This is a genomic window from Vibrio sp. NC2, from assembly GCF_025195005.1.
Taxonomy (GTDB): domain Bacteria; phylum Pseudomonadota; class Gammaproteobacteria; order Enterobacterales; family Vibrionaceae; genus Vibrio; species Vibrio splendidus.
Genome location: NZ_JANVFC010000006.1, coordinates 96,064 through 117,021, shown reverse-complemented (window position 1 = coordinate 117,021; position 20,958 = coordinate 96,064). Strand labels below are relative to the sequence as shown.

At 44.4% G+C, this 20,958-nt stretch carries 20 protein-coding genes; 14 read left to right on the top strand and 6 right to left on the bottom strand.

Annotation, left to right across the window (positions count from 1 at the left end):
• Positions 1–31: 31 nt before the first annotated feature.
• From NX845_RS10655 to NX845_RS10630, 6 genes are all read right to left on the bottom strand, one after another.
• On the bottom strand, positions 32–1,012 hold the full coding sequence (locus NX845_RS10655; protein WP_065681583.1) for an alpha-L-glutamate ligase-like protein: 981 nt from the start codon (positions 1,010–1,012) through the stop codon (positions 32–34).
• Between the two features lie 3 nt (positions 1,013–1,015).
• Positions 1,016–2,521, bottom strand: coding sequence for an inactive transglutaminase family protein (locus NX845_RS10650; RefSeq protein ID WP_004736464.1), 1,506 nt, complete (start codon positions 2,519–2,521; stop codon positions 1,016–1,018).
• Between the two features lie 17 nt (positions 2,522–2,538).
• Entirely contained in the window at positions 2,539–3,279 is a 741-nt protein-coding gene (locus NX845_RS10645; protein WP_004736465.1) for an ATP-dependent zinc protease, read from the bottom strand.
• Between the two features lie 267 nt (positions 3,280–3,546).
• Positions 3,547–4,518, bottom strand: a complete 972-nt coding sequence (cmoB, locus tag NX845_RS10640; RefSeq protein ID WP_004736466.1) for a tRNA 5-methoxyuridine(34)/uridine 5-oxyacetic acid(34) synthase CmoB — start codon at positions 4,516–4,518, stop codon at positions 3,547–3,549.
• A gap of 182 nt (positions 4,519–4,700) precedes the next feature.
• Positions 4,701–5,429: a carboxy-S-adenosyl-L-methionine synthase CmoA gene (cmoA, locus tag NX845_RS10635; protein ID WP_017078176.1), complete on the bottom strand. Its 729-nt coding sequence runs from the start codon at positions 5,427–5,429 to the stop codon at positions 4,701–4,703.
• Between the two features lie 139 nt (positions 5,430–5,568).
• Positions 5,569–6,474: a DUF72 domain-containing protein gene (locus tag NX845_RS10630; protein WP_065681581.1), complete on the bottom strand. Its 906-nt coding sequence runs from the start codon at positions 6,472–6,474 to the stop codon at positions 5,569–5,571.
• A 580-nt stretch (positions 6,475–7,054) separates the two neighbouring features.
• On the opposite strand from NX845_RS10630, the gene aspS reads away from it, so the two are divergent.
• The 14 genes from aspS (at position 7,055) to tolB (ending at position 20,938) form a co-directional block, all read left to right on the top strand.
• Positions 7,055–8,827 (top strand): aspartate--tRNA ligase, encoded by a 1,773-nt coding sequence (gene aspS, locus NX845_RS10625; protein ID WP_004736469.1) that lies wholly within the window; start codon positions 7,055–7,057, stop codon positions 8,825–8,827.
• A gap of 211 nt (positions 8,828–9,038) precedes the next feature.
• Positions 9,039–9,560 (top strand): crossover junction endodeoxyribonuclease RuvC, encoded by a 522-nt coding sequence (gene ruvC, locus NX845_RS10620; protein ID WP_004736470.1) that lies wholly within the window; start codon positions 9,039–9,041, stop codon positions 9,558–9,560.
• A gap of 194 nt (positions 9,561–9,754) precedes the next feature.
• Positions 9,755–11,215: a methyl-accepting chemotaxis protein gene (locus tag NX845_RS10615; RefSeq protein WP_065681580.1), complete on the top strand. Its 1,461-nt coding sequence runs from the start codon at positions 9,755–9,757 to the stop codon at positions 11,213–11,215.
• Between the two features lie 92 nt (positions 11,216–11,307).
• Complete coding sequence (gene ruvA, locus NX845_RS10610; protein WP_017076435.1) at positions 11,308–11,919, top strand: Holliday junction branch migration protein RuvA; 612 nt, start codon at positions 11,308–11,310, stop codon at positions 11,917–11,919.
• Between the two features lie 103 nt (positions 11,920–12,022).
• Positions 12,023–13,039: a Holliday junction branch migration DNA helicase RuvB gene (ruvB, locus tag NX845_RS10605; RefSeq protein ID WP_017083931.1), complete on the top strand. Its 1,017-nt coding sequence runs from the start codon at positions 12,023–12,025 to the stop codon at positions 13,037–13,039.
• Positions 13,040–13,591: 552 nt separating this feature from the next.
• Entirely contained in the window at positions 13,592–15,178 is a 1,587-nt protein-coding gene (cydA, locus tag NX845_RS10600; RefSeq protein ID WP_004736475.1) for a cytochrome ubiquinol oxidase subunit I, read from the top strand.
• Between the two features lie 13 nt (positions 15,179–15,191).
• Positions 15,192–16,328: a cytochrome d ubiquinol oxidase subunit II gene (cydB, locus tag NX845_RS10595; protein WP_102383406.1), complete on the top strand. Its 1,137-nt coding sequence runs from the start codon at positions 15,192–15,194 to the stop codon at positions 16,326–16,328.
• A gap of 31 nt (positions 16,329–16,359) precedes the next feature.
• Complete coding sequence (gene cydX / locus NX845_RS10590; protein ID WP_000270284.1) at positions 16,360–16,467, top strand: cytochrome bd-I oxidase subunit CydX; 108 nt, start codon at positions 16,360–16,362, stop codon at positions 16,465–16,467.
• The gene (ybgE, locus tag NX845_RS10585; RefSeq protein ID WP_017055065.1) at positions 16,460–16,762 is read left to right on the top strand and encodes a cyd operon protein YbgE; all 303 of its coding nucleotides are present in this window, start codon (positions 16,460–16,462) and stop codon (positions 16,760–16,762) included. Before cydX ends, ybgE begins: the two co-directional genes overlap by 8 nt.
• 172 nt (positions 16,763–16,934) lie before the next feature.
• The gene (gene ybgC / locus NX845_RS10580; RefSeq protein WP_017078182.1) at positions 16,935–17,372 is read left to right on the top strand and encodes a tol-pal system-associated acyl-CoA thioesterase; all 438 of its coding nucleotides are present in this window, start codon (positions 16,935–16,937) and stop codon (positions 17,370–17,372) included.
• A complete protein-coding gene (tolQ, locus tag NX845_RS10575; protein WP_004736480.1) occupies positions 17,362–18,045 on the top strand; it encodes a protein TolQ in 684 nt (227 codons plus the stop codon). The genes ybgC and tolQ overlap by 11 nt, the downstream gene beginning before the upstream one ends.
• Before the next feature lie 3 nt (positions 18,046–18,048).
• Positions 18,049–18,492, top strand: a complete 444-nt coding sequence (tolR, locus tag NX845_RS10570; RefSeq protein ID WP_004736481.1) for a protein TolR — start codon at positions 18,049–18,051, stop codon at positions 18,490–18,492.
• Positions 18,493–18,505: 13 nt separating this feature from the next.
• Positions 18,506–19,573, top strand: a complete 1,068-nt coding sequence (gene tolA / locus NX845_RS10565; protein ID WP_017078183.1) for a cell envelope integrity protein TolA — start codon at positions 18,506–18,508, stop codon at positions 19,571–19,573.
• A 12-nt stretch (positions 19,574–19,585) separates the two neighbouring features.
• Positions 19,586–20,938, top strand: coding sequence for a Tol-Pal system beta propeller repeat protein TolB (tolB, locus tag NX845_RS10560; RefSeq protein WP_017078184.1), 1,353 nt, complete (start codon positions 19,586–19,588; stop codon positions 20,936–20,938).
• Positions 20,939–20,958 lie beyond the last annotated feature (20 nt).

Sequence of the window (20,958 nt, the reverse complement as noted above, 5' to 3'; positions counted from 1 at the left end):
AGACTCGGTGTCAAATGGCCGAGTTAGTCGCTTAGTTGGAAGCGAGTTCGTTACCGTGAACACCAAATTGCTTTGCGGCGTATGCCACGCGCTCGGAAGGTTTTGGATATTCAGCTGGCGTGCCTAGGTTTTCAATATGATGCAAGCGAGGCAATAAACCTGCGCCGTTTGCAATCTGTATTGCTAATCCTGGACGAGCGTTTAGCTCTAGTACCATTGGGCCTTCTTCTTGGTCTAAAACCATGTCAGTGCCCATGTAACCAAGGCCTGTCATTTCCCACGCGCTTGATGCTAGCGTAAGCAGCTTTTCCCAATGCGGTACTTGAAGTTGTGCCAACTCTTTGTCCGTGTCCGGGTGGTGAGTCACAGGGTGGTCAAATTGAACCGCACGAACGGCTTTACCCGTAGCAATACAGATACCCACACCCACAGCGCCTTGGTGCAAGTTTGCCTTGCCGTCAGAAGCTGAAGTAGAAAGACGCATCATCGCCATCACAGGGTAGCCTTTGAATACGATAATTCGTACATCTGGCACACCTTCATAACTGAAGCCATCAAAACACTCGTCAAACTTGATGAGGTTTTCAACCACGGCTACGTCGTTCTTACCACCCAGTGAGAAAAGACCCGCGAGAGCGTTACTGATGTGACGCTCTACGTCTTCTTCATTGATAGTCGAACCCGATGGCTTGGTATAAACACCATCCTTGTGAGAAATAACAACAAGGATACCTTTACCACCACTACCTTGAGCGGGCTTGATTACAAACCCCGGCCACTCTTTAACCATCTTGTGGATTGTTTTTACTTCAGCTTGGTGACCAATAACGCCAATCAGTGTTGGTACGGTTGCACCAGCTTGTTCAGCAATAATCTTAGTCTTAAGCTTGTCATCAACGAGTGGATACTTGGAACGATCATTGTAGCGACCAATATAGCTATGGTTACGCTTGTTCATTCCCATTATGCCTTTGTCTTTCAACTTAAACGGTGAAGTAAATTGATCAAACATAACTTAGTCCTCCGCTAGCGGTTTAAAGCGACGAAGCTCGGTTAGACGGTAGCCTGTGTAGTTACCTAGTAGCAAGATGGTCGCTAGAATAACAAGCTGTAAACCAATAAAGTTAAACGTTAAATGCTGGATGAACGGGTTAGTCATGCCTAAGTAAACAAGAACAGCGGTAAATAGAGAACCACCACCTTGTAGCACTACCTCTTTCGCCCCTTCTTCTTCCCAAAGGATAGACATACGTTCGATAGTCCAAGATAGGATAATCATTGGGAAGAACGTAATCGATAGACCTTCAGTCAGACCGACTTTAAACGCCACTACAGTAAACACAGAGATAATCATGATTACCGTAATGATAACGGCGGATATCCTGGCGACCAGTAGCAAGTTGAGCTTGGATAAGTAACTTCGAATAATAAGACCTGTACCTACGATAAGTAGGAAGCCGACAATACCCGTTACCAATTGTGTTTGTACAAAGGCTACTGCAATCAGTACAGGCATGAACGTACCAGACGTTTTCAGGCCGATGATGACACGTAGGAACACAACAATCAGAGCACCGATAGGAATCAGCATGATGGTTTTAAACATCGCTTGCTCTTCTAGCGGCAGACTATGAATGGAAAGGTTTAACAGTTGATCCGCAGAGACTTTACTGTTGGTTGCTTCAGTGGGAGTCACCTCCTGAGCAATCATCGAGAAGTGAACTTTACTGTTCTGACCGCCAACCACGTCTAATAGAGATACATTTGATTCATCCCAAATTAGCAGGTTTGGCTGAACTTGCTGTTCGCTTGATTCAGGAGAGAATAAAACCCATTGGTCGTTATCCCAGATCTGGTTCATTTGCTGGATAGACTGACGACGACGTCCATCTTCTAGCTCAATAACACCAACCACTTTATTGTGAATGTTTGCTGCTGAAAGTAGCTTGTGTGTTGCTTCAACTTTGCTCATGTTATTCAGAATCAGCGCAGAGTTTTGGCTGTCTGGATCATTAAGCGTTTTGATAAGTTCACGAGTGAAGGTGATGTTGTCTGCTGAGCGCTTGGTTGCTCGGTCAATCAGTGCCAACGCTGCCGCTTCTTCTGGACCATCAAAGCTTGGTTGCGTAATTTCACCTTCTGGTGGTATCGCATCAATTTTTGCTTGGTTATCAACTAGGAATTGAGTCTTGTAGTAGATAGTTTGCGGGCCATCAGCGTGGCGAATAGACCATTCTGCACGACGACCTGACTCGGTGTTCAAGTAAGAGATGCCGTAACCTGGAGATGAAGCTGACTCACCAATAAGTGTGTAATTAGATTGAGTGTGAGGAGCAGCTAATGAAACTTTTGCTTCTTTACCAACCGCATTGAACTCGATACGAGCTTCAACGTCCCAAACCTGCCTGGTTTCCCCTGGAGTCCAAGGTACGCCGTAGGTGGTATGTCTGAACATACTCAGTGTTATACCTGCCACGATGAGCAGGAAAATAGAGATATAAAATGGAATTCTTGACGTCATAGCTTACCCTACTATTGTTATTTAACTTCCGTTTGTACGTACTTTTTACTTACATCTACTAGCGCTATGTCTTTGATAAATTCGCGCCCTAGTAATACAGGGTGACTCATTTGAGAGCGATCCGCCAATGTAAATTGCGCTTTTTCATGGATATTTCCAACTTTTACCCATAATTCGATCACAGCTCGACGTTCTGTCTGGTCATTCGTTGACTGACGGATTTTTACATACCGCACAACGGGCGCTTCAATCCATTTTTGGTCTTCTACAGCTTGTGCTTTATCGGCCAAATGGAATCTCACCCAGTCTTTACCGTTACGTTCGAATTCTTTGATGTCGACAGCATTTAAAGAAGAGGTGGTTGCGCCAGTATCAACACGCGCATCAAAGCTCTGTTTGATCGAGTCGATAGACACTTTTTCGATTCCGCCAAGGATGGTCGGTTGTAACGTAGTGGTGACAGGAGTTGCGGCAACGACAACGGGTTCTTCTTGCTCTAGTTCTTCAATTACCTTGTGTTCCATACTGGTTAGGTGAACATCTAATTGACTAGAAAGAGTGGTGATTTCGTCTTCTAAGCTTTCAATATAATCACTTTGATTACTTAGTTGCAGTTCAAGATTTTGAACCTTATTTGCGATGTTTGTCTCTGAGCGGGCAATAGCGTCGAGAGTTTCTTGGTGGTAGGTAGCACCGTTCGTGAGGGTACAACCAGAGAGCAAACCAACCGCCACGATAGGCGATAATCGCTTAAACATATAAAAAACCTTTGAGAATTAGAGAATAGTTCAGACTATTTAGTAGTTTATCCCACAAAAAAGGACGCGTGAAGCATCCTATTGTAAGAGTCTGGTCATATTGAATCGCTATGTGAGCGCTACGAAAATTATTGTGATCTGAGTTCGTTCATTTGTTAAGCATGAGCACGGATTTTATACAATTCATGCTCTTGCTAATCAAAACTTACACATATAAATAACTAAGACTTAGTGACCACAGAGTTCATGGCTTTGGTCTTATAGAAATTACGGTTTCGTCGCAACAAGAACGGCACGTCTTGGTGCAGGGTGACCCTCAACCGTTTTACTTGGATCGTTCGGATCGAGGTAATCTGGAAGGGAGTTGTGTGTCATCCATTCTGTTGTGCGTTGTTCGCCAATCGTCGTGACATTTTCGTCAACGATACGCACGTCTTCAAAGCCAACCTGTTCTAGCCAGCGTTTCAGTGCGCGAGCAGAAGGGAAGAAGTACACATTTCTCATTTGCGCGTAACGGTCAACAGGGACCAATACCGCATTCTCGTCACCTTCAATCACCAAGGTTTCAAGAACCAGCTCACCGCCAGATGCCAATTGGTCTTTTAGCTGAATCAAGTGATCCAGTGGTGAACGACGGTGGTACAGCACACCCATGCTAAATACAGTATCGTAGGCTTCTAGTTTTGGCAGTTGCTCAATACCTAAAGGTAATAGGTGAGCACGTTGGTCATCGCCCATTAACTTACGAATCGCTTCAAACTGAACCAAGAATAGGTGAGAAGGGTCGATACCCACCGTTAGGCGTGCGCCTTCACCTAGCATGCGCCACATGTGGTAACCATTGCCACAACCTACATCGAGTACTGAACGGTTTTTAAGCGGTGAGATATGTGGAAGGACACGGTCCCATTTCCAGTCACTGCGCCACTCCGTATCGATATGAATATCGTGAACGGTGTAAGGACCCTTCCTCCACGGATGAAAGGTCTTTAGTAAGCTTTCTAACTTCTTAAGTTCACCCGTGTGAAATGGTGTCGAGCTACCAATGGTTACTGAGTTTTTCAGATCAACTTGGTCAGGCACGCCTTGAGGGATTTTATTCAGTGCACGTAACCAACGGTCGAAGTCACCGTGCTCTGCATTTTGCCAATCCGTCAGCTGTTGAGGAAGAACATTGAGCCACGGCTGTAGGCGAGTGTCTTGGGCAATGAGTTGATAAAAATTGGCAAAATTAAACATAGTTTTTCACTGAGTTAATAGGATCAATAAACCCTAAAATAAAAATTAAATTTGTCATTCCCTACAGTGAGGGACGAACATGATAGGGAATCTCGGTTTATCGTACTTGATAGAGATCCCCAACTCGCTCGTTCCTCGCTCTTGAGGATGACGTTTTAGTTCGAGCTGACTGGGTATGTGCGCTATTTAATCGCGAACATTGAACCAAAGTTGAAGCATTGGAACCACACTTCGCTGCTTGAGAAGCCAATCTTATCAAAGCGTTCCTTGTGGACAGGGATCGAGTCTGGACGCATCACGTTTTCAATTGCACTGCGTTTTTGGCTTACTTCAAGCTCGCTGTATCCATTGGCACGTTTGAAATCATGGTGCAGGTCGATAAGCAGTTCATTTGAACTTTCATCTTCGAATACGTATTTTTCTGACAGAATTAAGATCCCGCCAGGGCGCAAGCCTGCATAAATTCTCTCAAGCAGAGCGTATCGGTCGTCGGGAGACAGAAATTGCAGCGTAAAGTTAAGAACCACAACAGAGGCGTCTTTAATTTCTACTTCACGGATGTCGGCTTCAATGACTTCAACTGGCGTGTCACTGCGGTAAGCATTAACGTGCAACTTGCAGCGTTCAACCATCGCTTGTGAATTATCAACAGCGAAAATGGTGCAGCCTTCTTGCTGAATATGGCGACGCATTGAAAGTGTCGCCGCGCCAAGAGAGCAGCCTAGGTCGTAAATATTTGAATGTGGCTTTACAAAGCGCTCAGCCAGCATGCCAATTGCGGAGATGATATTGCTATAGCCAGGCACCGAGCGTTGGATCATATCCGGAAATACTTCAGCAACCCTTGCATCAAAGGTGAAATCACCAATTTTATCAATAGGAGCGGAAAAGATATTGTCTGTGTTGCTCATGGCATTTTCTCTCGACAGTCAGCGTAATTGGCACAAAATTCATACCAAATAAAAGGGGACGTATTTTACGTAAAAAAAGCGCTACTGTCACGAAAACTGAGATTTAGCTCAAGGTTCGAAGTTACTGATAGGTGATGGGTTAAAACATCGAGATTTGATGATTGCCTTTCTGTGCTGGAAATTGAGCGAGGTCAGGCAAGATAAGTGACGTATTTTCAGACACTTGCTTTTGCAGCTGCTTATAAATAGCTATCGCAAGTTCAGGTGCGTGATTATTGTCTGGGGTGTGGATCATTAAATAGGGCTGTTTGCCTTCATTAAGCCAGCTTGGAATTTTGGCAAACCAAGGTTTAAAAAACTCAATATTAGGTTCTTGGTCTGGGTGACCAATAAATCGAACCATAGGGTTATTGGCGGTCGCAATCGCATGTACGGGAACGCGCGGCTTTTTCTGATGAGCATCGATAACGGCTTCCGTTGTTGGTGGTGCGGAGAAAACGGGGCGGCTATCCATAATAATGCGATTGATCCCTTCTTCTATTAACCAATGATTGAAGCGCTTTTCCGCATCGCCCTTATCAAAAAAACCAAGGTGACGAACCTCTACGCCGAGCTGCATATTTTTGGGGAACAAGGTACAAAACTTTTGCAGGGCAGGGAGCATACTAGGTTCAAAACTGTGTGGTAGCTGAATCGTCCATTGGCCAATACGGTCGTGCAGTGGCGACATGGTCATTAAAAACTCTTTGAGCTCGGCTTGGCAGTGTTTAAGTTGTTGCTGGTGGGTGATGAACTTTGGCAGCTTGAAGGTGAACCTAAAATCATCGTGACTGGCGGCTTTCCAGTTGTTAACGGTCGACATACTCGGTGTGGCGTAGAAGGTCGTGTTGCCTTCAACCGTATGAAAAACTTGTGTGTACTTTTCTAGGCGTTCGGCAGGCTTGGTGCCTTTGCCATAGAACTGACTTTGCCACTCAGAGTGAGACCACATGGTTAATCCAAGTCTTAGAGGTAAAGTTTCTGTTGTTATTACACGATCATCCATCTATTACACCGTTATTCATCACGCGATCAGTCATTACAAAAAGTTTTTGGTTTGAAATTAGGGCGTGTTGATCTTTCGAGCTGGTTTTTGCAGCGAGTTGCTGGGTATTTATACAAGGCAGAGGCTTTGATGTGTAGCTAGCCTACATGAGAAGCCGATAACGTAGTAGAAATGACCAGCAAACGCTGCCCGAAGGGTTCGGCTAAAAGCGTTTTACTCTTTGTTGAGGGAGATTTGCTTAGAATGACTAGGCTACTTCTCCCTCGCCGCGATTAAAACGCTTTTATCTCGAACAAAATTTAACCACGAAAGGTCAACGCGCCCTAAAATCTACTTTACGAGAGTTTTGCTGATTAAGGTACTTTCGAGATATAATTAGCGCAATTTTTTCGGTTTTGATGAATCTTTGCGCACTTGATGGGCTAAAAAGCAGCAAAGCCAGATAAAACACAATAAATTCGAATGTGGAAGGTCGATTTTAAACGAGTTTCCGCGTATAAATGTTCCTTTGCTCTGTTGTGTGGAATGACCACTGACAGCTTGGAAACTAGTAAATAATTAAGAGATTGGGAAATTCATTATGCGTACCCATTACTGTGGTAACCTGAACAAGTCCCTGGCGGGACAAACTGTAGAATTGTGCGGCTGGGTAAACCGTCGCCGTGATTTAGGCGGTCTTATCTTTATCGATATGCGAGATCGTGAAGGCGTCGTTCAGGTTGTTGTCGATCCAGATATGAAAGATATCTTCCCGATCGCTAACCAACTGCGTAATGAATTCTGTATCAAATTTACTGGTGAAGTACGTGTTCGTCCTGACAGCCAAGTAAATAAAGATATGGCGACGGGTGAAGTTGAGCTTTACGCAACTGGCCTTGAGATCATCAACCGTTCAGAAGCGCTTCCACTAGACTTCAACCAAACGAACTCTGAAGAGCAGCGTCTTAAGTACCGTTACATCGATCTTCGTCGTCCAGAAATGAGCGATCGTATTAAGCTTCGTGCACGTGCTTCTAGCTTCGTTCGTCGTTTCCTAGATGAGAACCTATTCCTAGACATCGAAACACCAGTACTAACGAAAGCGACGCCTGAAGGCGCTCGTGACTACTTAGTACCAAGCCGTGTTCACAAAGGTAGCTTCTACGCACTTCCTCAATCTCCTCAGCTGTTCAAGCAATTGCTGATGATGTCTGGTTTTGACCGTTACTACCAAATCGTTAAATGTTTCCGTGATGAAGATTTACGTGCTGACCGTCAGCCTGAATTTACTCAAATCGATATCGAAACATCGTTCATGTCTTCTCAAGAAGTGCGTAACATCACTGAGAAGCTCGTTCACGATATGTGGAAAGAGCTTCTAGATGTTGAACTGGGCCAATTCCCAGTAATGCCTTTCTCTGAAGCGATTCGTCGTTTCGGTTCTGATAAGCCAGATCTACGTAACCCACTAGAATTAGTAGACGTTGCTGACTTGGTTAAAGACGTTGAGTTCAAAGTATTCTCTGGCCCTGCGAACGACGAAAAAGGTCGCGTAGCGGTTATCCGTGTACCGGGTGGCGCTAAGCTGACTCGTAAGCAAATCGACGGTTACGCAGAGCACGTAGGTATCTACGGCGCGAAAGGTCTAGCTTGGATGAAGGTTAACGATCGTGCTGCTGGCATGGAAGGTATTCAATCTCCAGTTGCTAAGTTCCTAAACGAAGACGTAATCAACGGTCTTCTTGAGCGCACTCAAGCTGAATCTGGCGATATCATTCTATTTGGTGCAGATAAAGCGAACATCGTTGCTGAAGCAATGGGCGCACTTCGTATCAAGCTAGGTGATGACCTAGAGCTAACAGATAAGAAAGCGTGGGCTCCACTTTGGGTTATTGATTTCCCAATGTTCGAAGAAGATGGCGAAGGCAATCTTCACGCTATGCACCACCCATTCACATCACCACTTGGTGTGAACGCGGAAGAGCTAAAATCGAACCCAGCAGCAGCTAACTCTGATGCCTACGACATGGTAATCAACGGCTACGAAGTCGGCGGCGGTTCTGTACGTATTCACAGCGCAGAAATGCAAACGGCTGTATTCGGTATCTTAGGTATCGAAGCTAAAGAGCAACAAGAGAAGTTCGGTTTCCTACTTGAAGCACTGAAGTACGGTACGCCACCACACGCAGGTCTAGCATTCGGTCTTGACCGTTTAGCAATGCTTCTTTGTGGTACAGAGAACATCCGTGACGTTATCGCATTCCCGAAAACAACAGCTGCAGCATGTCTGTTAACAGACGCGCCAAGCCTAGCAAACCCAGCATCACTGGAAGAGCTAGCAATCGCTGTTAACTTAGCGAAGAAAGAAGACTAATCAAACGATTAAGCTCAACTTTCTAATCAAGCAGTGAGTTTTCGATAGAGCTTAAGTCTTAGATAGCACTTAAACTTTCAACAAAACTTAGTTTTTGATAGAACTTTTTCTTTCGCAGAACAACGAAATGCCCGTTAATTTGACGGGCATTTTTTTTTGCGTTCGATATACTAAGCTCATAAAGCATGTATAAATAATCAGTATTGAAGTTATGTCTATTATCTTAGGGATTGACCCTGGCTCTCGCATTACCGGCTATGGCGTGATTCGTCAAAATGGTCGCCATCTATATTACTTAGGTAGTGGTTGTATTCGCACTTCCGAAAAAGAACTGCCAGGTCGCTTAAAGCAAATCTATGCGGGCGTTAGTGAGATCATTACTCAGTTTCAGCCTGACGTATTCGCGATCGAACAAGTGTTCATGGCGAAGAATGCCGACTCAGCACTTAAGCTTGGACAAGCTCGTGGTAGCGCGATTGTGGCAGCAGTGAATGCGGATTTGCCCGTTCATGAGTATGCGGCTCGTCTAATCAAACAGGCGGTGACAGGTAATGGTGGCGCTGATAAGTCGATGGTTCAGAACATGGTGATGAGCATGCTCAAGTTACCTGCCAAACCACAGGCTGATGCTGCCGATGCTCTCGGCGTAGCGATCACTCACGCTAACACCAATAAAACCTTGGTTGCACTGGCAGGTAAAGCGACAGGTGCGAGAAAAGGACGCTACCGTTAATCCCCCCATCGCTTTCTAGAAGTTTTCTTTCGATGAGCCTTACGCCCCGTTTGGCTCATATCAAAACAATACGCACCTAAATCCTTGATGAAATGAGATCTTTCGAACAGAACCCAGATAATAACATTGCGTATCATTTAACATGTTATTAACATTGGTCAGAGGTCTTACAAGTTAATCAAGGATGATCACTGATGAACCCAATCAAGCTGTGGCGCGCGCTGTTTCTCCCTAAAAGCAATGGGTGGAGTAACAACGAAGTCAGACAAGCCGATATCTTATTACTCTTCACTTTTATCGCATTCTTCGTGGGTGTCTATAGCTTAATCAAGTGGACTAAGCACGAAGAGCAACTTCTGATCGCCACATCTGTATTTCTTATCGTATTCGAACTGATCTCTGCACTGCTACTTCGTGTGACGAGTAAGCCGAGCCTTGCACTTAACTTTGGTTTTGTCGGCATGGCGGTACACGCGTTGAACATCATTTATCAAAGTGGTGGGGTTGTGGCTTCCACTCAAGCTTATTGGGTGCCGTTGTTAGTGGTCGCTTTTTTCTTGTCAGGAACACGAATTGTGGCTTTGGTGTGGAGTGGACTGGTTATCGGTGTTTCATTAGTGATGACCTCAGCACATCTCAATGGATTTGCATTTCCTCTACTTGAGCTAACCCCCGATGCGGTAGTGGTAGAAACTTGGTCTGGTGTGATTATGCCGCTGGTGGTGATCTGCATTGCCCAAGCATTTACTGCGAAACAAAAAGAGGTGGCAATCGAAATGGCAGAGGATGCGATTTCAGAAAGTCAACACGTTGCAAACCAAGCGACGCAAAGTGAAGGTCAGCTCTCTATCGTGCTCGACCAAGCCAATTCGAATTCGGAGAGTCTACAAGGTGTTTCGGTTCATTTAGATCAGCAGTCGCAAGACTTGCATGCTCAAGTCGAAGTGTTGAATATCAATTGTGAATCTCAAGCGAGCGCTGCAGAAGAGATGAGCCAACAACTCCATCAAATGACTCAAGGCATCGAAGAATCCAATTCATTTGTGGGTGAACTGAAAGAGCGCAGTGAAGCGGTTGGAACCAAAGCGCAAAAGAGCTCTGAGTCACTAGAAGCCTCAACCAGTGCAATCAGCCAGATCATTCAAAGTAATCAAGAAATCATGAAAGTCGCCGATTTGATTACTTCCGTAGCCGAACAAACCAACCTATTAGCACTCAACGCAGCAATAGAAGCCGCTCGAGCCGGTGAACAAGGACGAGGTTTTGCTGTGGTGGCCGATCAAGTGAGAGAGCTATCGGCGAAAAGCAGTCATTCTGCGATAGAGATTCGAACCTTGTTAGATCGCAGTAAAGAAGAAGTGGAAAACGGTCGAGCCATTATTGAAACTACGGCGAATGAAATGAACGGCATCATCTCAGAGGTTCAAACCATTTCTACTGATGTTAATCAGCTTACCAATATCATGGCGATGCAGATGAGCTCTCTGAAAGAACTCGATCTCGCGAGTTCAGAGGTGGCGCTGAGTGTTGCAGAAACTAAATCAGTATCGGATTTAGTGGCCAATTATGGTTCTGAATTAACAGGCCATGTTACTTCGGTAAAAGAACTGGTTGAAAGCCTGAATAGTGTGGTTTCCCAAGCTAAGCAAGCTTAAATAAATCACCTTAATAAACACAAAGAACTGGATAAGCATCCAGTTCTTTTATATTCTGTCCCTCAAATAATATTCCATCAAGAGAGTGAATTGTGATCGGACGCCTACGCGGTACATTAATAGAAAAACAGCCACCAGAGTTGCTAATCGAAGTCAGTGGTGTTGGTTATGAAGTACAAATGCCAATGAGCTGTTTTTATGAATTACCAAACGTTGGCGAAGAGGCAATTATCTACACTCACTTTGTGGTACGTGAAGATGCTCAGCTACTTTATGGTTTTAACACCGTTAAAGAGCGTGCCTTGTTCCGTGAAGTGATTAAAGCGAATGGTGTCGGCCCTAAACTTGGTCTTGGTATCCTTTCAGGCATGACGGCAAGCCAGTTTGTTCAGAGCGTTGAACGTGAAGATATCTCTACGTTGGTTAAACTTCCTGGTGTGGGTAAGAAAACCGCAGAGCGTCTTGTCGTTGAAATGAAAGACCGCTTGAAAGGGTGGGGCGCAGGTGATCTGTTTACGCCTGCAACGGATGCAGCGCCTATGGACTCAATGCCAACAGTTCACGATGCTGAAGAAGAAGCAGTAAGCGCATTACTTGCACTGGGCTATAAACCAACTCAAGCCTCTAAAGTTGTTGCTCAAGTGGCTAAAGATGGCATGACAAGTGAACAATTGATTCGCGAAGCACTAAAGTCGATGGTTTAATACCTCATATACTTGTTCTACAAAATAGACTCATTCACTTTGCCTTTACACTGAGTCAAGAAGCGCAGAGTCAGGAAGAGCAGAGTTAGGAATAACAGAATTTATGATTGAAGCCGATCGCCTGATTGCACCGGATAATCCGGTCTTTAAAGATGAAGATGTCATTGATCGCGCAATACGCCCTAAAGCACTTGCCGACTATCAAGGTCAGGACCACGTTCGTAACCAGATGGAGATTTTCATTCAAGCCGCTCAAATGCGAAATGAAGCTCTGGATCATCTGTTGATTTTTGGCCCTCCCGGTTTAGGTAAGACCACGTTGGCAAACATTGTTGCCAATGAAATGGATGTGAGCATCCGTACCACTTCAGGCCCTGTTCTTGAGAAAGCCGGTGACCTTGCGGCGCTACTGACTAACCTTGAAGAAAATGATGTGCTGTTCATTGATGAGATCCACCGTCTAAGCCCAGTGGTTGAAGAGGTGTTGTATCCCGCAATGGAAGATTACCAATTAGATATCATGATTGGTGAAGGCCCTGCGGCACGTTCTATCAAGATTGATCTTCCTCCTTTCACTTTGATTGGCGCAACCACTCGCGCTGGCTCACTGACGTCTCCGTTACGTGACCGTTTCGGCATTACCCAGCGTCTTGAATACTACAAAGTAGAAGATCTTCAAAATATCGTTCAACGCAGCGCGGATTGCCTTGGCCTATCTCTGGAGTCTGAAGGTGCATTAGAAATTGCCCGCCGTGCGCGTGGTACACCACGTATTGCTAACCGTTTACTACGTCGTGTTCGTGACTATGCGGAAGTGAAAGGCGATGGACATATTTGCCCAGACGTTGCAGATAAAGCACTCAACATGCTGGACGTTGACGCCAAAGGCTTTGACTACATGGATAGAAAGCTTCTGCTTGCGATCATGGAGAAGTTTGGCGGTGGTCCGGTTGGTATCGACAACATGGCAGCTGCGATTGGTGAAGAGAGAGACACCATTGAAGATGTGTTGGAGCCTTACTTGATTCAGCAAGGTTACTTACAAAGAACGCCAAGAGGTCGAATCGCGACCGACAGAGCGTATTTACACTTTGGAATAGATAAACCGTCTAATCGTTAAATTATTCATTTTCAAAGATCCCAGTTGCATAAGCGCTGGGATTTTTTGCTTTTTATTGAATAACAACTCTTTGAGCGATTCGATAAAAAGGCTGAATAGCCTCTATCAAAAATGAAAACTTTGATTGCAGGTTTGATTTAGCTAGCAAAAAATGAAATAAGTTGTCATATTTTTTGTTAATACTTTATAGGTAGTTGTAATTCGTATGTTGAAGTGGTGCTGAGCTTTTGTCACAGATATCATGCGCTGTTATTAACAGAGGCTAAATTGGTGTGATTTTAATCATGATTGTACAAAAATAACTCTAATTTGCTTGAATAAAATTGATACAAATCAACGCAAGGTTCTCCTATAAACCTTTTGAAACATACTGATTTTACCAGTAATATTAGCGCCAGCTATATTAGCTCATGCTTAACAATAATCTAACTATAACGGTACGTTTTTGCTACAAATTTCAATTTGTAATAACAATTACACAAATTGTTTTAACATGGATTTTTGCGGTGAATAATCACACAAGTGTCATTCAGCCGACACAAAGGAGTTACCATGATTGATGTTGTTGATCTGTCGCGATTGCAATTTGCATTTACAGCGATGTATCACTTCCTATTTGTTCCACTGACTTTAGGTATGGCATTTTTACTTGCCATTATGGAGTCAGTTTATGTAATGACTGGCAAGCAAATTTACAAGGACATGACTAAGTTCTGGGGTAAATTGTTTGGTATTAACTTTGCTCTTGGTGTAGCGACAGGCTTAACCATGGAGTTCCAGTTCGGTACTAACTGGTCTTACTATTCTCACTATGTTGGCGACATCTTTGGTGCTCCGCTGGCTATCGAAGCGCTTGTTGCATTCTTCCTAGAGTCTACTTTTGTTGGTCTTTTCTTCTTCGGTTGGGACAGATTGTCGAAGCGTCAGCACTTAGCGGTAACGTGGTTAGTAGCTCTTGGCTCTAACTTCTCAGCGCTTTGGATCTTGGTAGCGAACGGCTGGATGCAAAACCCAGTGGGTGCGGAATTTAACTTTGAAACCATGCGTATGGAAATGGTGAGCTTCGCTGAAGTTGTCCTAAACCCAGTAGCGCAGGTTAAATTCGTACACACAGTAGCGTCTGGTTACACTACGGGTGCAATGTTCATCCTTGGTATCAGCTCATACTACATTCTTAAAGGTCGTGACCTTGCCTTTGCTCGTCGTTCTTTTGCGATTGCAGCATCTTTCGGTATGGCGGCGATCTTGTCAGTAATCGTGCTAGGTGATGAATCTGGTTACGAGCTTGGTGAAGTTCAAAAAGTGAAGCTCGCTGCGGTAGAAGCCGAGTGGCACACTGAAGAAGCACCAGCAGCATTTACTGTTTTTGGTATTCCAAACCAAGAAACAATGAATACTGACTACGCAATTAAAATCCCTTACGTAATGGGTATCATCGCAACGCGTTCGCTTGATACTGAAGTAACGGGCCTGCGTGACTTACGTGATGATCACGTTGATCGTATCCGTACTGGTATGTACGCATACGAGCTACTTGAAAAGCTACGCTCAGGCGACAAGTCTGAAGAAAACATTGCAGCGTTCGACGAAGTGAAAGGTGACCTAGGTTACGGTCTGCTTCTTAAGCGCTACACAGACGACGTTGTTGATGCAACAGAAGACCAAATCCAAATGGCTGCGGATGATTCTATCCCAACTGTTTGGCCTCTATTCTGGTCATTCCGTCTGATGGTTGCTTGTGGCTTCATCATGCTGTTTGTATTCGGTGCGGCGTTTGTTCAAACGTGTCGTCAGAAGATCGAACAAAAACCATGGGTACTTAAAGCGGCGCTATTCTCAATCCCACTTCCTTGGATTGCGATTGAAGCAGGTTGGTTCGTTGCTGAGTTTGGTCGTCAGCCATGGGCGGTTGGTGAAATCCTACCGGTTAACGTTGCTGCATCAGCACTGACTATTGAACAGCTTTGGACTTCTCTATTCGCGATTCTTGCACTGTACACAGTGTTCTTGATTGCTGAAGTTTACCTAATGCTGAAATTCGCACGTAAAGGTCCAAGTAGCTTAAAGACAGGCCGTTACCACTTCGAACAAAACGATAACTCTGTTGAAGACAAAGTTAGCCGTTCAGTCGAAGTATAAGTGAGGGAATATTATGTTTGATTACGAAAGCTTACGACTTATTTGGTGGGTATTGATCGGTGTTCTACTGGTTGGTTTCGCCGTAACTGATGGCTTCGATATGGGTGTTGCAGCTCTTTCTCCTGTTATCGGTAAGAGCGACACTGAACGCCGTATTATGCTAAACACGATTGCCCCTCACTGGGATGGTAACCAAGTTTGGCTTATCACTGCGGGTGGCGCATTGTTTGCTGCATGGCCGCTGGTTTACGCAACGTCGTTTTCTGGTTTCTACTTCGCAATGTACGCGACGTTAGCAGCGCTTTGGTTACGACCACTCGCTCTTGATTACCGCTCTAAGATTGAAGATCCAAAATGGCGTAAAACTTGGGACTACGCACTTTGCTTTAGTGGCACAGTACCACCAATCATTTTCGGTGTGGCATTTGGTAACCTACTACAAGGTGTTCCATTTGAACTGAACGAATTTATGATGTCTAAGTACCATGGTACGTTCTTCGCTCTGCTTAACCCATTTGCATTGCTTTGTGGTGTGTTGGCTCTGATGTTGTTCGTGATGCAAGGTGCAACATGGCTTCAAATGAAGACAACAGAAGAACTGCACAGTCGCGCTCGTAACGTTGCTCAGATCACTGGCCTAATTGCTATTGCTCTGTTCATTATTGGTGGCTTCTGGGTTCAGTCTATTGAAGGCTACGTAATCACTAGCACGATGGACACGTTTGCTGATTCAAACCCACTAAACAAAGAAGTATCACTTCAAGTTGGTGCTTGGATGACAAACTTCGAAACGTATCCAGCAATGTGGGCTGCGCCGATTCTTGGTGTAGCAATGCCACTGCTTGCTGTGATTGCATCTCGCTTTGAGCGTGGTGGCTTCGCATTCTTGTTCTCAAGCCTATCTAACGCTGGTGTTATTTTAACGGCTGGTTTTGCAATGTTCCCATTCGTAATGCCATCAAGTCTGAACCCTAGCCATAGTTTGACTATGTGGGATTCAACAGCGAGTGAGCTAACGCTTGGTCTTATGACCGGAGTTGCGGCGGTAATGGTTCCTGTGATTCTTGGCTACACAACTTGGACATACTACAAAATGTTCGGTCGTCTAGATAAGAAACACATCGAAGATAACGACGTTTCAGCTTACTAAGCTAGAAGTTAAATAACTTAGGAGAAATTTTATGTGGTATTTCGCATGGATTTTGGGTGTACTTCTAGCATGTGCATTCGGCATCATCAATGCTCTATGGTTAGAGCATTCAGAAATGATGGATAAAGACAGTGAGTAATCTCGCGGAGCAAATCGCTAAACTGCATCAACCAATGGATAAGACTCTGTTAAGAGCTTTATCCCTCGTATTGGGTTTCATGCATGTTGGTTTAGTGATGTGGGATCCTGAAGCGTATGCGACAAGCATAGGTGGCTTTAACGCGATCATCGGGCCAATGTTTATTTGGGCAGTGTGCTCAAGCATGGTTTACGGTATCGGGTTTAAGCCTAGAGCTTGGATGTGGCAGCTACTGTTTAGCCCATACGTTTCACTCACAATTTTGCTCTACCTAACGGTGTTGCGCCTTTTATAAAAGGCAGAAGATTTAGGTTCATAACGACGTGAACCTTTATACTTGTTGGGTTTTTAGCCAAAAAGAGGTCATCTTATACAGATGGCCTTTTTTTTCGTCTATTAAATCAAAAAATTCACAGCGATATACTATTAATGATAAGGAGTTAGGTTATAGTGAGATCTTTATCGTTTTGGATTGTGGTATCAAATTGCAGGGAATATCTAAGCCATTTACGTGGCCAGTGACAGTGTATTACGAAGACACCGATGCAGGTGGTGTTGTATACCATTCAAACTATCTTAAGTTTTTCGAACGCGCTCGAACTGAGATGTTGCGCTCAATTGGCGTCTCTCAGCAAGTCTTGTTAGAACAAAATATCGGTTTCGTAGTCCGACATATGGACATTGATTTTATTCAAGGTGCGCGACTTGATGATTCTTTACAAGTCATTACAAATATTTACGAGTTGAAGCGAGCTACCTTGGTCTTCTGTCAAGAGATCGTAAATCCTGATGGCAAGGCATTGTGTAAAGCGATGGTTAAGGTAGCATGTATCGATAATCAAAAAATGAAACCCAAAGCAATGCCAACATTTATTCTCACGGAGCTAACGAATAGTGACTGCTGAAATCTCAATCTTAGGCCTAATTTTAGAAGCTAGCTTACTAGTTAAGATGGTCATGCTGATTCTTATGGGCATGTCTGTTGTTTCTTGGGCAATGATCATAAAAAGAAGTAAAGTATTATCTCAAGCTTCTAAACAAACTGACGTATTTGAAGATAAGTTCTGGTCAGGCGTTGATCTCGCAAAACTGTACCAAGAGAGCAATAAGCGCAAAGACGAGCTTTCTGGTACTGAAGAAATTTTCTACGCAGGCTTTACTGAGTTTGCTCGCCTTCGTAAATCGAATGCAACATCTCCTGACTTCATTATGGAAGGTACTGGCCGTGCAATGCGCGTAGCGGTTGCCCGTGAAGTAGACGAGCTAGAAACCAATTTACCTTTCCTAGCAACGGTCGGTTCTATTAGTCCATACATCGGCCTATTTGGTACGGTTTGGGGCATCATGCACTCATTCATCGCATTAGGTGAAGTGAAGCAAGCGACATTAGCAATGGTTGCTCCTGGTATTGCAGAGGCACTGATCGCGACGGCAATGGGCCTATTTGCTGCAATTCCTGCTGTTATGGCTTACAACCGCTTTAGCAGTCGAGTCGGTAAGCTAGAGCACAACTATGCGACTTTCTCTGAAGAGTTCCACAGTATTCTTCACCGTCAAGCGATGGCTGGCAGGGAATAATAGATGGCCGGATACCAACCTAAAAAACGCAAAATGACAGCAGAGATTAACGTTGTACCTTACATCGACGTTATGCTTGTTTTGCTGATTATTTTTATGGTGACTTCGCCATTCGTGACTCAAGGCGTAGACGTTGAATTGCCTAAGGCTTCAACGGCTCAGTCTGCACAAGATCTATTGGGTGACGACAATGCGAGCTTTATTATCGTTGAAGTGAATAAAGACGGTGAGCTTGGTTTGAGTGTGAATAACGAAGAAGTACAGCGTGGTTTATCAATGGAAGACATTATCGTCCGAGTGAAAGCCGAGCTGTCTCTTAAGCCAAACTCTCCAGTGGCGGTTGGTGGTGATGCCGCAACGCCTTACGCTGAAGTGGTTTTATTACTTGATGAATTAAGCCGTGCAGGTGTGCCAAAGGTTGGCCTATTAACGGATATAAGGGAATAGCTCCGTAGCATTCATGAAAGCGAATAATAAGAAATCCAATAATTTTAGATCACCGCTTCTTATCTCTCTTGGGCTGCACGTCATCTTATTCGTTGCGCTTATTTGGGGGGCGGATTTCACAATGTCGGAACCAAAGCCTACTGGGCAGATGGTTCAAGCCGTGGTGATTGATCCTCAGTTGGTTCGCCAACAAGCTCAACAGATTCGTCAACAAAGAGAAGCAGCGAGTAAGAAAGAGCAAGAGCGTCTAGACAAACTAAGACGTGAAAGCGAACGACTTGAAAAAAATCGTAAAGCTGAAGAAGAGAACATTCGAAAGCTGAAAGAAAAGCAGGCTAAAGAAGCGAAAGCCGCTCGCGAAGCGGAAAAGCGTCGAGTTGAGAATGAAAAACAACGTAAAGTTGAAGAGACTCGTTTAAAGCAAGAACAAAAGAAAGCCGCTAAAGCAGAAGCTGATCGTAAATTGAAAGAAGCAGCGGTTGTGAAAGCGGAAAAAGAGCGCAAAGCCAAAGAAGTGGCGATAGCTAAAGCTGAACAAGAACGCGTGGCAAAAGAAAAGGCCGCGAAAGAAGCTGCAGATAAAGCTCGTAAAGAAAAAGAAGCCGCTGAACGTGCTGAAAAGCAACGTATAGCGAAAGAGAAAGAAGCGGCAGCCGCAGCGGAGAAAGCGCGCAAAGCAAAAGAAGCTGCAGCAAGAGCTGAAAAAGAGCGTAAACAGCAAGAGGCAGCATTGAACGACATCTTTGCTGGACTGGAGACTGAATCGACTCAAAACTCTTCAGCAAGACAACAGTTTATTAGTGATGAAGCACAGCGTTACGGCGCTATTTATACCCAATTGATTCAGCAGAACCTGTTGTTAGAAGACAGCTATAGAGGGCGCTCATGTCGAGTGAACCTTAAGCTGATTCCAACGGGCTCTAACGCGATATTGGGTAGCTTAAGTATCTTAGATGGCGATAGCCGTTTATGTGCAGCAACCAAGCGTGCAGTGGCACAAGTGCAATCTTATCCGTTGCCGAAAGACCCAGACATTGTGAAATCACTGAAAGACATTAACTTAACTGTATCACCAGAGTAAAAGGACGAACTTGTGTTAAAGAAACTATTACTGAGTTTTGTTTTCTTAATAGCTACAAGCAGCCAGTTTGCACACGCGGCACTGGAGCTGGTTATTACAGACGGTATTAACTCCGCAAGACCTATCGCTATTGTCCCTTTCCGTTGGGAAGGCGCAGAGCCATTGCCACACGATGTATCAGCGGTTATTGCTTCTGACTTACAACGCAGTGGTAAATTCAGCCCAGTTGCAACAAGCAAAATGCCACAGACGCCTTACAGCGAAAGTGAGGTGGATTTTGATGCTTGGACTAACTTAGGCGTTGATTCATTGCTAACCGGTAGCATCACTAAAAATGCCGAAGGGCAATATGTAGTCAACTATCAACTGATCGACATCGTTCGTGGTCAACTGACCAAAGGACAAAGCCGTGCGTTAAGTGATGAGGGCCAACTGGTACTTTCCAAAGACCACGTGTTGTTCAATAAGAAAGCGACAGTTCCTGGTAAACGCTTGAGAGAGTATGCACACCGTATTTCTGATTTAGTTTATGAAGAACTGACTGGCGAGAAAGGTGCGTTCTTAACTCGTATTTCTTATGTGGTAGTGAACGACAAAGATAAATACCCATACCAGCTTCGTGTTGCTGACTACGATGGGTTTAACGAGCGCTTGGTGCTTCGTTCTAAGCAACCTCTAATGTCACCGGCATGGTCACCAGACGGCAAAAAGCTTGCTTATGTGAGTTTCCAAAATGGCCAAGCTGAAATATTCATCATGAATATTTACACGGGTGAGCGTGAGAAAGTAACGTCATACCCTCGTCATAATGGTGCGCCAAGATTCTCGCCAGATGGTAAAACATTGGCATTGGTATTGTCTAAAACAGGCAGCCTTCAGGTGTACACACTTGACCTTGCTAGCCGTAAGCTGACTCAAATTACCCGCGGCCGTTCTAATAACACGGAACCATTCTGGTACCCAGATGGCAAGTCTCTTATTTTCACATCGGATCGTGGTGGTAAACCACAGATTTATAATGTAAATTTGTCCAATAATTCGACATCTCGTATTACTTGGCAAGGTAGCCAAAACTTAGGTGGCCAGATCACCCCTGATGGTCGATTCCTAATCATGGTTAATCGTAGCAACTCAGGTTTTAACTTGGCTAAGCAAGATTTGGAAACCGGTGCGGTTCAGGTGCTAACAAAGACATTGTTAGATGAATCTCCAAGTATTGCACCAAATGGGGGTATGGTTATCTATAGCTCTATTTACAACAAAACAAACGTATTATCGATGGTTTCTATCGATGGCCGTTTCAAAGCTAGATTACCGGCAACCAACGGACGTGTAAGAGCGCCTGCATGGTCACCGTTCCTCTAGTTAAAGTGATATATTCTTTT